Here is a 12013-nt window from a genome sequence, read left to right as displayed (position 1 = left end):
GCCGGCCTGCCACCAGTTCGGGCTCCGACCCCTGGGGATCCTGACCCCGTCAGGTCGAACGCGGTGACCAGGCCGACATGCTACCAGCGCCCACAGCGCGGTCGCGACGATCGCGGCCCGCGGCGGCTGCGCGTGGAGCCGCTCTGGTATGGTCCGCGACGATGAGTCGTCCGTCTCCGATCGTGTTGATCATGGCCGCGGGTCTCGGCACCCGCATGAAGAGCGACCGCGCGAAGGTGCTGCACGAGGTCGCCGGGCGCCCGATGGTGGCCTGGGCCGTCGAGACCGGCCGCGCCGCCGGCGCGCAGCGCGTCGTGGCCATCCTCGGCCACCAGTTCGACGCCGTGAAGGCGATGCTCGACGGCCGCTACGGCACGGGCGCGATCGACGTCGCGCTCCAGGCCGAGCCCAAGGGCACCGGCCACGCGGTGCTGTGCGCGCTGCCGACGCTCGAGCGCGAGCCCGACGATCGCATCGTCGTGATCCTGTCGGGCGACGCGCCGCTCTTGCGGGCCGAGCGGGTCGAGCAGCTCGTGACCGCGTGCGCCGCGAGCCCGGCCGGTCTGGCGCTGCTGTCGACGGTGCCCGATCGGCCGATGCCGTACGGGCGCCTGGTCCGCGACGCCGCCGGCGTGCTGCAGAAGATCGTCGAGCACGCCGACGCCACCGAGGCCGAGCGGGCGATCCCCGACACCAACGCCGGCTTCTACGCGGTGCGCCTGGGCCACCTGCGCAAGGATCTGGCCACGCTCCGGGCCGACAACGCCAAGGGCGAGCTGTACCTGACCGATCTGGTCGCGCGCGCCGCCGCCCGCGGCGGCGCGGTCGCGATCGACGCGCCGTTCGAGGAGGTCTCGGGCGTCAACGATCGCGTCGATCTGGCCGCGGTCGATCTGACGGCGCGGCGGCGCATCAACGAGGCGCTGATGCGCGCGGGCGTCACGATGGCGGCGCCGGCGGCGACCTTCATCGACGCCGACGTCGGCGCGATCGGCCGGGACGTGTGGCTGGGCCCGGGCGTGTGCCTGCGCGGCGCCGGCACCCGCGTCGGCGACGGCGCCCACATCGACACCGGCTGCGTGCTGACCGACGTGGTCGTCGCCGCCGGCGCGCACTGCAAGCCGTACACGGTCGCGACCGAGGCGACGATCGGCGCTCGGGCTCAGGTCGGCCCGTTCGCGCACCTGCGCCCCAAGACCGTGCTCGACGACGACGTCAAGGTCGGCAACTTCGTCGAGACCAAGAAGGCCCACCTGATGGCCGGCGCCAAGGCCAACCACCTGTCGTACCTCGGCGACGCCACCGTCGGCGCCAAGGCCAACATCGGCGCCGGCACGATCACCTGCAACTACGACGGCTTCAACAAGCACCACACCACGATCGAGGCCGGCGCGTTCATCGGCTCCGACTCGCAGCTGGTGGCGCCGGTGACGATCGGCCGCGACGCCTACGTCGGCTCGGGCTCGACGGTGACCAAGGACGTGCCGCGCGGCGCGCTGGCGTTGTCGCGGGCCAAGCAGGTCAACATCGACGACTGGGCTGATCGCTTCCGCGAGGCCCAGGCCCGCCGCAAGAAGGACAAGGGCGACGGCCACTGATGATCGCGCGCCGCACCGCGCTCACGATCGCCGCGATCGTGGTCGGCGCGACCGCGGCGGCGATCGTGACCGGCCAGGTCCTGGCGCGCGCGCCGGCGCGGACGCCGCCGCCGCCGCTGCCGCCGTCCCCGATCCTCGCCGGCGCGCCGCAGGTGCGCTGGGTCGTCGACGTCGCCGGCCGCGCGCCGGTGCCCGATCGGATCGTCCACGCGCCGGTCGTGATCGGCGATCGCGTGCTGATCGCGGCCGCGCGGGTCGGCTACGTCGGGCTCGATCTCGCCACCGGCGCGATCGCGTGGCGGCGCCCGGCTGGCCCCGAGCTGGCGGCGCCGCTGGTGCTCGCGCCGCGCGACGTCGTGCTGGTCCACGCGTGCGACGTGCCGGTCGGCACCGCCGCCGGGCGGTCGCTGGTCGCGTGCTACGAGCGCATCGATCCGCTGGCGATCGCCGCGCGCGCGGCCGGCGGCATCGACGCGGCCGACGACGACGCGGCCCCGTGCCTCGCGAGCATGGCGCCGTGGCGGGTCACCGGCACGAGCGCCGGGCTGGTGATCGCGCGCGACGGGTGCGCGCTGGCGGTGCCCTTGCCCGCCGGCGCCGCCACCGCCACGACGGCGCCGCCCGCCCCGCCGCCGCTCGACGAGCTCGGCGCCGACTGCGGCGTCACCGCCGACGGCACGCCCTGGTGCCAGCGGGTCGCCGGGGGCGCGAGCACGGTCGAGGTCGCGGGCGTGCGCGTGCCCGGCCTCGCGGTGCTGGCCGCGGCCACCGCCGGCGAGCGCGCCGCGGTCGTGGTCCGGCGCGACGCGACCCTGCGCGACGACGTGCTGGTGGCCGTGGTCGGCGGCGCGGTCGCGTGGACCTGGCCGCTGCCGCCGCCAGCCGAGGCCCGGGCGACGCCGGTCGCGGTCGCGCTCGACGCCACCGGCGTGTACGTGGTGTTCGACTCGAGCCGGGTCGCGGCGCTGGCGCCGCCGGGCGCGTGAGCGGTGCTGCGCTGACGCTGCGGATCGACGTCGACGGTCGGCGGCCTCAGGGCCCGCGCGTGAACAAGTCGATCGAGGATCGCGGACGAGGCGCCCGGATGGCAAGGCGACGGCGAGGACCGGAGGGGAGCGTCCTCGTTGGACGTGACCCGAGGACCGGAGCCGGCAACGCAGCCAGCCGGGATGGATCGGCCGCGAGACCGACCGAGTTGTTCACGCGCGGGCCCTCAGCAGGGCGGGACCCGCGCGCGGACCAGCGCGTGCAGCTGCGCGCGATCGAGGCGCTGCGCCCGGCGGGTGCGCGCCACCGCCGCGAGCTGCGCGAGGGCCTCGCGCGGATCGCCGCCCGCGGCCACCGCGGCGCGCAGATCGACGATGGCCTGGGCCTCGGCGTCGCGCAGCGCGACCGCGACCCGCGCCGCGAGCTCGTCGGTGCGGCCGGCCTGCTGCTCCTGCGCGGGCATCACCTGGAAGGTCCGCGGCCGGGGCAGCGGCGGGCGGCGGCGGCGGCGGGGCGGCGGCAGGGGCACCGCGGCGGCCTCGCGCGCGCTCACCTGCGCGCACAGATCGTGGGCCCACGCCATCGCCGGGCGCGCGACGACCTCGGCCTCGACGCTGTCGAACACCCGCGCCGCGATCAAGCGCGGCACCGCGGTCAGGTCCTCGGGCGGCGCCGCGACGAACCCGTGCTCGGCGCGGAGCTGGGCCACGGCGTCGATCACCAAGAGCGCCGTGGCGATCATGAACGGGCTGTCGTCGCCCAGGGCCAGGTAGCCCACGGCGAGCTCGTCGGCGGCGTCGAGCACCCGGGCCTCCGACGGTCGCGGGTCGCTCGCGGCGCTGGCGCCGGACCACGTCCCCGGCAGGCGCAGGCCGTGGCGCACGGCCCCGTGGCGGATCTTGCGGCGCACCTCGGGCGCGGACCAGGCGCGATCGTCGCGCCGCGGCCGGGTCGTCTCGTCGGTCTCATCCACGCTCTCATCCGTCATGCCCCGCCTATCGACCGCTCGCGCCGGCGGTTGCGTGATCGGCGGTCCCCGCGCCGAAGGGCCGCGGTTTCGGGGCCTTCGAGCGCCACCCGGGGCCTCGGTGCGGGTCGTCCTGGCGCCGCGGGCGCGATCGCGCGAACCTCGGCCCCGTGCGCGCCGCCGTCGCCCTCGCCCTGGTCACCTGCGCCGCCTGTAGCGGCGGCTCCGACGGGGGGACCGACGACGCGGCGCCGACGGCCCACGACGCGCGCTTCGTCGGCCTGTGGGCGGTCGAGCAGCCGACCCACGCGCTGTACGAGGTCACGTACTACCGGTTCGACGCGACCGGCGCGCTGACCGCGGTCGCGTCCGACCCCGCCGACTGCAGCGGCCACCTGGCGCAGCACTGCGTCACCGGCTCGGTCGCGAACTGCGTGCCGGCGCCGCCGGACGAGCGCTGCGACGGCACGGTGACGTGCGTGTTCGGCGACACCTGGGCGAGCCTCGACGCGCGCACGCTGGTCATCGCCGGCGTGTGCAGCGACGCCGCCGCGCGCGAGATCGTGATCGACCTGGCCGCCGACGCCAGCGCCGACGAGCAGTGGGGCGGCGCCGAGGCGACGGTGCGCGCGGTCGGCGGCGATCCGGCGTGGTCCCACGACAACTGGCCGTGGGCGTTCCGCAGGTGCTCGGCCGGCACCGGGCCGACCGACTGCGTCCCGCGGTGATCGCCGCGCGCCGCGATCAGGCCACCGCGGCGCGGGGCGGCGCGAGCGCGCCGGCGACCTCGAGCACCGCGCGCCGCGATCGTCACGCCACCGCGGCGCGGGGCGGCGCGAGCGCGCTGACGAACTCGAGCACCGCGCGCTCGAGCTGATCGACGCCCGGGTGCTCGGTCGGCATGTGGCTGGCGCCGTCGAGGACGACCATCCGCTTGGGCGCGGCCAGGCGCTCGAAGAAGCGCCGCGACAGCGCGATGTCGGTCATCCGATCGACGCCGGGGTGAGCCAGCAGCACCGGGCACGCGGCGAACTGCTCGGGCTCGACCGCCGGCGCCGTCGACATCAGCGTGCGCAGGAACCGGGCCGGGACCCAGCTGCCGCCGCCGAGCCGGTCCTGGCGCACCAGCGCCGCCAGGTCCGGCTTGTTCGAGATCTTGTGCATCCGCGACATCAGCGCCATCGGCAGCGGCAGGCCGTCGGTCAGCGGCGCGAGCTTGTCGAGCAGCCACAGCCCGCCGCTGCCGAGCAGCGCGGTGCGCGCGAACCCGCGCCGGACCGCCGCCTCGCGCGGATCGGCGAGCGTGGTCGCGACCAGGCCGACCACCGCCGGCGAGCGCGCCGCCACCTGGTACGCGAGCAGGCCGCCGAGGCTGACGCCGAACAGGACGATCGGCTTGCCGTCGCGGGCCCGCTCGGCGTCGATCAGATCGCACACGCAGTCGATCCACAGCGGGTAGGTCATCTGCTTCCACGGCACCCGGGTCAGGCCGTAGCCGGGCAGGTCCGGCGCCACGGTCTCGTAGCCGTAGCGCTGGGCCAGCACCGCCGCCGGGGCCATGACCCGGCCGTAGGCGCCGGCGCCGTGCAGCACGATCACCTTGAGCGGCGCGTCGGGCACGACCAGGCGATCGAGGTGGACGTCGAGGCCGCGCCAGCGCCAGTAGCTCTCGGTCGGCGTCGAGGTCGGCGTGCAGCGCATGCCCTCGGGGAAGAACGGCTGGTAGCGGCGCCACAGCGGGTGGTCGTCGTAGGTCGGCAGGGACGTCATGCCCCACCCTCGCGCGTCCGCGGGCGCGGCGGAGTGACCGCGCGCGCCGGAGCAGTGACCGCGCGCGTCGGGTTCACGCGCCGACGGCGCGGCGCGCCAGGCGGCTCTCGATCGGCGTCTGGCCGGTCCAGCGCTTGAACGCGCGGAAGAACGCGCTCGGCTCGGAGAACCCGAGCAGGAACGAGATCTCGGCGATCGCGAGGCCGTCGTCGAGGTAGCGCGCGGCCAGCTCGCGCCGGACCTCCTCGCGGACCGCCTGGAACGCGGTGCCCTCGTCCTTGAGCCGGCGCTGCAGGCTGCGCCCGGTCAGGCCGAGCTTGCGCGCGACGTGGTCGATCGAGGCGTCGTCGCTGCGCAGTGCGTCGCGCAGCGCCCGCTTGACCTGCGCGGTCAGGGTCGGGTCGGTCGACGGCCGCCGCGCGAGCTCGTCGGCGGCGCGGGTCAGGATCGCCAGCAGCGCCGGATCTGACGACGCCAGGCTGGCGTCGAGCGCCGCCGCCGGCAGCACCAGCTGGGTGCGCGCGGCGCCGAACACCACCGCGGCGTCGAAGAACGCGCGGTACGCGGCGGCGTCGCCGGGCGCCCGGTGGCTCAGCTCGACCGCGATCAGCCGGAACGGCACCGTCGACAGCTCCCGGAGCTGGCGCGCGACCAGGGCCCAGCACAGCTCGTGCGACGCCGGCGCCGGCGCGTCGCTCTCGCGCTCGACCCGCAGGCAGGCCCGGTCGCCCTCGACCACCAGCGCGACCTCGACCGCGTCGTCGAGCAGGTTCAGGTAGCGGACCCACTGCCGCAGCGCGGCACCGACCGTCGGCGCCGAGCGGCACACGTACTCGACGATGCCGAACGCCCCGGGCGGGGTCGCCCCGGCGATCCGCAGCGCCAGCGCGCGGTCGCCGGTCAGGCGCAGGCCCTCGGCCCACGCCACGCAGAACTGCGCCGCCGACAGCCGGGCGTCGTCGTCGGCGACCATCTGCGGCGTCAGATCGGTCGCGCCCCAGAACGCGGCGCGATCGGACGCGCCGATCGCCGCCACGACCGGACGCACCAGCAGGACCGACACGGTGCCCATGGCGCGATTATCGCGCAAGCAGCCACACGATCAGCCATCCCAGCCCGCCGATGAGCGCGAACGAGGCTGACGCGGCGGCCGCGCGGTCGATGCCCTGGCGCTTGACCAGCGGGATCGAGATCGCGACCAGGTCGCCGCCGTCCATGGCGGCGTTGAACAGGAAGATGAACGGCGCGACCTCGGGGTGGGCGAGGGCGTAGAACACCAGCACGCCGAGGCCGACGTCGCGCACGCCGAAGAAGCGGCCCATCAGCCGCGCGGTCGCGGTGTCGTGGGCCGCCGGGAAGCCGAGCAGGCGGGCGCTGGGGCCGGCGGCGACGAACGGGGCCAGCCCGAGCGCGACGCGGCCCAGGCCCATGGCGGCGATGATCACGTGGAACGCGGTCGACATGCGCCGTCATCGCACCGGCGCCGGCGTCGGCCAGTGACCGCGCCCGCCATTGGATTGACCCGGCGTGCCCACCGGCGCGGCGGGCGGACCGCCGGTTGGGGGCGGCCTCGGATCGACCGCGCGACCATCGGCGCGGCGAGTCAGCCGGTTGGCGCGCGCGGTCAGCGATGGCGGGCGGGCCTCGGGTCGACCGCGCGACCATCGGCGCGGCGAGTCAGCCGGTTGGCGCGCGCGGTCAGTGGCGGCGGGGCGATCGATCGCCAGGGTGTCGCCATGTTCATCGTGTCCTCGACCGCCGCCAGCGTCGTCCGCTTTCCCCTCGGCCATCGCGTCGCCGCGATCGGTCCCCGCCCGGTCCGCCGCCTCGAGCTCTACGACCTGGAGGCGTGCCCGTACTGCCGCAAGGTCCGCGAGGCCCTGTCGATGCTCGACCTCGACGTGCTGATCCGCCCGAGCCCGCACGGCGGCGCGCGGTTCCGACCGACCGCGGTGGCCCAGGGCGGCAAGGCCCAGTTCCCGCTGCTGGTCGATCCCAACCACGACGCGCTCCTGTACGAGTCCGATCAGATCGTCGCCCACCTGTACCGCCACTACGGCGACGGGCCGCCGCCGCTGGGCCTGCGCCTGGGCCCGCTGGGCGACGCGACCTCGGGGGTGGCGTCGGTGCTGCGCGCCGGGGCCGGTCGGCGCGCCCGGGCCAGCCGCGCGCCGGCGCAGCCGCTGGCGCTGTGGTCGTTCGAGCTGTCGCCGTACAGCCGGCGCGTGCGCGAAGCGCTGTGCGAGCTCGAGCTGCCGTACGTGCTGCACAACCTCGCGCGCGGCAGCGCCGGGCGGGCGGCGTTCCGCGCGCGGACCGGCAAGGTCATGGTGCCGTACCTCGAGGACCCCAACACCGACGCGCGGATGTTCGAGTCGCGCGACATCGTCGCGTACCTCGAGCGGACGTACGGCGCGTGAGTGGGGTACGACTCGACGCCATGCCCCCCACCGGCGCTGCGACCTCGACCTCGACCTCGTCCTCGACGTCGGCGACCACGACCCGCAAGGTCGTGATCCACGCCGCCGGCGGCTACGATCGGCTGCGGCTCGAGACCGGCCCGGTGCCGGCGCCGGGCCCCGGCCAGGTCCGGATCGACGTGGGCGCGGTCGGCGTCAACTTCGCCGACACGATCATCCGCATGGGCCTGTACGCGTCGGCCAAGGAGTACGTCGGCTGGCCGATCACGCCCGGGTTCGAGGTCGCGGGCACCGTCGGCGCGGTCGGCGCCGGCGTCGACGATCTCGCGCTCGGCGCCGAGGTGTTCGCGGTGACGCGGTTCGGCGGCTACAGCACCCACGTCGTCGTCGATCGCCGGCAGGTGTTCGCGCGGCCGAGCACGACCAGCGTCGTCCAGGCCGCGGCGATCCCGGCGGTGTTCATGACCGCGTGGTACGCGCTGTTCGAGCTGGCCCACCCGCGCCGCGGCGCCAAGGTGCTCGTCCACTCGGCCGCCGGCGGCGTCGGCGGCGCGCTGATCCAGCTCGCCACGCTGGTCGGGTGCGAGGTGGTCGGCGTGGTCGGCGGCAGCGCCAAGGTCGCGACCGCGACCGCGGCGGGCGCGGCCCACGTGATCGACAAGTCGACGACCGCGCTGTGGCCCGCGGCCGCGCGGTGGGCGCCGGCGGGCTACGACGTGATCCTCGACGCCAACGGCGTCTCGACCCTGGGCGACAGCTACCGGCACCTGCGCCGCGGCGGCAAGCTGGTGGTCTACGGCTTCCACTCGATGATGCCGCGGTCGGGCGGCAAGCCGAGCTGGCCCAAGCTGGCGCTCGACTACGTGCGGACGCCGCGGTTCAGTCCGCTCGAGATGACCAACCACGGCAAGAGCGTGCTCGCCTTCAACCTGAGCTACCTGTTCGATCGCGACGACCTGATCCAGGAGGGCATGGCCCAGCTCGCGGGCTGGCTCGAGGCTGGCGCGATCGTGGCGCCGCCGGTCGTGACCTACCCGCTGGCCGACGTGGCCCGGGCCCACGCCGACATCGAGTCGGGGAAGACGGTCGGCAAGCTGGTGCTGGTGCCGTAGGCGTAGGCGTCGGCGTCGGCGCGCGTCGATCGGCGTCGATCGGGTTCGGAGCGCGCGCGTCGATCGCCCGTCCGGTTCGGCGCGCGCGCGTCGATCGGCCATCGGGTTCGGAGCGCGCGCGTCGATCGCCCGTCCGGTTCGGCGCGCGCGCGTCGATCGGCCGTCCGGTTCGGAGTACGCTCGACGGCGATGGTCTACCGCGATGACCTCGGCGCCGCCTACGCGCGGATCGCCGCGCTCGAGGCTCAGCTCCGCAGCCTCGGCGACCCCGGCGGCGACGGGGCGAGCGCCGAGCTGGTGCACCTCCGGGCCGAGAACGAGCAGCTGCGGCAGGAGGTGCAGCGGGTCCGGGCCGAGCACGATCGCCTGCGCGAGCTGGTGACCGACACGACCGCGACCCAGGCCGAGCTGGGCCGGGTCCGCGCCGAGCGCGATCGGCTCGTGGCGCGGGTGCAGGTGCTCCAGCGCAGCCGCGACGCCGCCGCTCAACCCGGGCCGGCGCCAGCGCCGGCCCCGCCGCGTCCAGCGCCGGTCGCGCCGCCGAAGCGCCAGCCGACCTTGTGGGAGCACAACCGCGCGCTGCCCGCGCTCCGGGGCGGCGAGCCCGCCGGCATGGCCTGCCCGATGTGTCGCGCGGCCGGGCAGGACGTCGAGCTGGTCCGCAAGCTCGGTCGCTTCGTCAAGGTCCGCGCCGACGACCTCTACGACAGCGTCGCGTGCCCGCGCTGCATGTTCGTCGCCCTCGCGCGCAACGGCTGACCGCGCCGGTGCCGGCGAGGCGTGGGCGCGCCCTTGACCGCCGCCGGCGCGCGCGCGACCTTGGATCGATGCGCCGCCTCGTGCTGATCGCGATCGTGGGTCTGGTCGTCAACGGCTGTGACGGTGGCGACGACGCCGGCGGTGGCGACGCCGGCCCCGACGCGCCCGTCGGCGCGCGGCCACACCCGCTGTATCCACCGCTCGATCTCGACACGCTCCCAGGCGCGGGCGGCGGCGCGGTCGGCCCCTACCAGCCGCCGACGCTGCCGACGACGACGCGCACGGTCACGATCGCCACGACCGGGACGCAGGCCCGGGCCGACCTCCTCGCCGCGTGTCAGGTCGCCGGCACCGCGGTGATCGTGCCGGACGCCGCCGGGGCCATCGGCACCGTCGATCTCGGCGACGTCGACGACTGCGACGTCACGCTCGGCGCCCAGGTCGTGGTCGACGTGATCTTGATCGGCCACCTGCCGGGCCCGGTCGTGGCGCCCGCCCACCGCGTCCGGGTCCGGGGCGGACAGCTCGGCAGCGTGCTCATCGATCCCGGCAGCACCGACATCGTCTTCGACGGCGTCGTCATCAACAGCGGCGTCGTGGCGCCGGCCCAGCGCGCGGGCGTCGCGATCTACCTGCCGGGCGGCGGCGCCGGCAACGCGCGGATCGGGTTCGTCAACTCGATCATCCGGATGGTCGCGACGGAGCCCGACGGCAGCGGCAACACCGACGGCAGCGCGTACCTCGCCGGCGGCGCCCGCGACGTGATCTTCGCGAACAACAACATCGTCACGGCCGGCAACCGCAACGCGTGGGGCTTCCGGATCAGCGGCGGCGACAACCACCTGTTCGTCGACAACACCGTGCGCGTGTCCTTCCACAAGCTGATCCGCATGAACGACGGTCCGGTCGACTACGTCTACGTCAAGGGCGGGACGTGGATGCGCGCAGCGACGCTGACCGCGGGCGGCCTGGCGATCAATGACTCGTTCGCGCAGCTGGGCGACCTCGGCACCGATCACGTGGTCATCCACGACACCGCGGTCCACCTGCTGTCGGCCGAGCCGGTCGGTTTCGGGGCCTCGACGGGGCCGGGCCAGATCGGCAAGAGCTGGGAGGCCCGTCGGATCGCCTGGTACGCGCGCGACGCCGGCGTCGTCAGCGACGCGATCCTCGATGGGTACCAGCGCGGGTGCGCCGCGGGCGCCAGCTGCGACTACGGCGTCGGCACCCACTCGTACACCTATGCCGGCAGCCCGAGCTTCCCGGCGAACCCGTGGCGCGATCTGCCGGGGTTCACCGACGACGACCCCGATCACCAGCCGATCGTCCCGTAGCGCCGGCCGCCGTGACCGCGCGTTGACACTGGCGGATCTCTCGACGGGCGCGCCGCGTGTAGGAACCCGCCACAGCGCAAGTGGCTGAAAGCCTGGGGCCCGCGCCCGGCACGCGCCGTGCTCTAGCGTCCGGGCATGATGAACCGCCTCACGCTCGCCGTCGCCGCCGCCGCCACGCTGTGCACCGCCGCCTGCGTGCAGCAGGACGACGGCGTCCACCCGGTCGCCAAGGTCCTGCCGACCGCGAACGACGTCCGCATCAAGCTGCCCGACTCGGCCGGCCAGGCGATGGCCGCGGTCGGCGACACCGCGCAGTGGTACGTCACCACCCGCGACCTGACCCGCACGCTCAACGGCGGCACCGCGTTCGTGCTGGTGCTGGTGCACACGATCGTGCAGTTCCCGCCGACCTCGGTCGACGGCGCCACCGCGGTCTGGGGCCCGCACCACGAGGCGCTCGATCCGGCCGAGTGGCGCCTGACGGTCACCGAGCTGGCCGACGGCACCTACGCCTGGCACCTCGACGGCCGCAACCGCGCCGACGCCGCCAACCCGTTCGAGACGCTGATCGACGGCAACGCCGGCGGCGACGGCACCGGCGCGTTCCAGATGGACTTCGACGCCGCCGAGCGCGTCAACCCGCGCGAGAACGACGGCGCCGGGCAGCTCGGCGTCACGTACGACCTCGGCGCGCGCCAGCTCGACATGGACGTCGACAAGCTCGAGCTGCGCAACGGCGGCATGACGCCGGTCCACTACGACTACACCTACGGCGAGGCCGCCGACGGCGCCGGCGACATGGTCTTCGGCATCTACGGCGACACCGACGACGCCGGCGACCTGCCCGAGGAGGTCACGCTGCACTCGCGCTGGCTCGCGACCGGCGCCGGCCGCGCCGACGCGCGCTTCCGCAACGGCGACCTGACCGTCGAGGTCACCGCGTCGGAGTGCTGGGACACCAGCTTCGGCCGCGTCTACTACGGCGACTCGGCGAGCTGGCTGCCGACCGAGGGCGCGGTCGAGGCCTGCGCGTACGCCGACGCGTCGATGCCCTGAGGTCGTCGAG

At 75.3% G+C, this 12013-nt stretch carries 12 protein-coding genes; 8 read left to right on the top strand and 4 right to left on the bottom strand.

Annotation, left to right across the window (positions count from 1 at the left end; all coding sequences use genetic code 11):
* Nucleotides 1–161: 161 nt before the first annotated feature.
* Together glmU and IPL61_23980 are read left to right on the top strand one after the other, a co-directional pair.
* Nucleotides 162–1598, top strand: a complete 1437-nt coding sequence (gene glmU, locus IPL61_23985; protein ID MBK9034287.1) for a bifunctional UDP-N-acetylglucosamine diphosphorylase/glucosamine-1-phosphate N-acetyltransferase GlmU — start codon at nucleotides 162–164, stop codon at nucleotides 1596–1598.
* Nucleotides 1598–2584 carry a hypothetical protein gene (locus IPL61_23980; protein ID MBK9034286.1) on the top strand — a complete coding sequence of 329 codons (987 nt, stop codon included), beginning with the start codon at nucleotides 1598–1600 and terminating at the stop codon, nucleotides 2582–2584. The genes glmU and IPL61_23980 overlap by 1 nt, the downstream gene beginning before the upstream one ends.
* Before the next feature lie 227 nt (nucleotides 2585–2811).
* Here the strand turns inward: IPL61_23980 and IPL61_23975 are convergent, their stop codons facing one another.
* Complete coding sequence (locus IPL61_23975; GenBank protein MBK9034285.1) at nucleotides 2812–3558, bottom strand: hypothetical protein; 747 nt, start codon at nucleotides 3556–3558, stop codon at nucleotides 2812–2814.
* Between the two features lie 164 nt (nucleotides 3559–3722).
* On the opposite strand from IPL61_23975, the gene IPL61_23970 reads away from it, so the two are divergent.
* On the top strand, nucleotides 3723–4280 hold the full coding sequence (locus tag IPL61_23970; protein ID MBK9034284.1) for a hypothetical protein: 558 nt from the start codon (nucleotides 3723–3725) through the stop codon (nucleotides 4278–4280).
* An 82-nt stretch (nucleotides 4281–4362) separates the two neighbouring features.
* Here the strand turns inward: IPL61_23970 and IPL61_23965 are convergent, their stop codons facing one another.
* The 3 genes from IPL61_23965 to IPL61_23955 form a co-directional block, all read right to left on the bottom strand.
* The gene (locus IPL61_23965; GenBank protein MBK9034283.1) at nucleotides 4363–5322 is read right to left on the bottom strand and encodes an alpha/beta hydrolase; all 960 of its coding nucleotides are present in this window, start codon (nucleotides 5320–5322) and stop codon (nucleotides 4363–4365) included.
* Between the two features lie 73 nt (nucleotides 5323–5395).
* Nucleotides 5396–6394 carry an AraC family transcriptional regulator gene (locus IPL61_23960; protein MBK9034282.1) on the bottom strand — a complete coding sequence of 333 codons (999 nt, stop codon included), beginning with the start codon at nucleotides 6392–6394 and terminating at the stop codon, nucleotides 5396–5398.
* 7 nt (nucleotides 6395–6401) lie between these two features.
* A complete protein-coding gene (locus tag IPL61_23955) occupies nucleotides 6402–6785 on the bottom strand; it encodes a hypothetical protein (protein MBK9034281.1) in 384 nt (127 codons plus the stop codon).
* A gap of 273 nt (nucleotides 6786–7058) precedes the next feature.
* Between IPL61_23955 and IPL61_23950 the strand changes: the two genes are divergently transcribed.
* The 5 genes from IPL61_23950 (at nucleotide 7059) to IPL61_23930 (ending at nucleotide 12003) form a co-directional block, all read left to right on the top strand.
* Entirely contained in the window at nucleotides 7059–7742 is a 684-nt protein-coding gene (locus IPL61_23950) for a glutathione S-transferase N-terminal domain-containing protein (protein MBK9034280.1), read from the top strand.
* Nucleotides 7743–7762: 20 nt separating this feature from the next.
* On the top strand, nucleotides 7763–8854 hold the full coding sequence (locus IPL61_23945) for a zinc-binding dehydrogenase (protein ID MBK9034279.1): 1092 nt from the start codon (nucleotides 7763–7765) through the stop codon (nucleotides 8852–8854).
* 189 nt (nucleotides 8855–9043) lie between these two features.
* Nucleotides 9044–9613 carry a hypothetical protein gene (locus IPL61_23940; protein ID MBK9034278.1) on the top strand — a complete coding sequence of 190 codons (570 nt, stop codon included), beginning with the start codon at nucleotides 9044–9046 and terminating at the stop codon, nucleotides 9611–9613.
* Between the two features lie 68 nt (nucleotides 9614–9681).
* Nucleotides 9682–10947 carry a hypothetical protein gene (locus tag IPL61_23935; GenBank protein ID MBK9034277.1) on the top strand — a complete coding sequence of 422 codons (1266 nt, stop codon included), beginning with the start codon at nucleotides 9682–9684 and terminating at the stop codon, nucleotides 10945–10947.
* 135 nt (nucleotides 10948–11082) lie between these two features.
* Complete coding sequence (locus tag IPL61_23930; GenBank protein MBK9034276.1) at nucleotides 11083–12003, top strand: hypothetical protein; 921 nt, start codon at nucleotides 11083–11085, stop codon at nucleotides 12001–12003.
* Nucleotides 12004–12013 lie beyond the last annotated feature (10 nt).

The sequence above is a fragment of the Myxococcales bacterium genome, from assembly GCA_016717005.1.
In the GTDB taxonomy this organism is placed as follows: Bacteria; Myxococcota_A; Polyangia; order Haliangiales; family Haliangiaceae; genus UBA2376.
The sequence above is the reverse complement of the archived record's forward strand: the minus strand, read 5'-3'. Positions and strand labels throughout refer to the sequence as shown.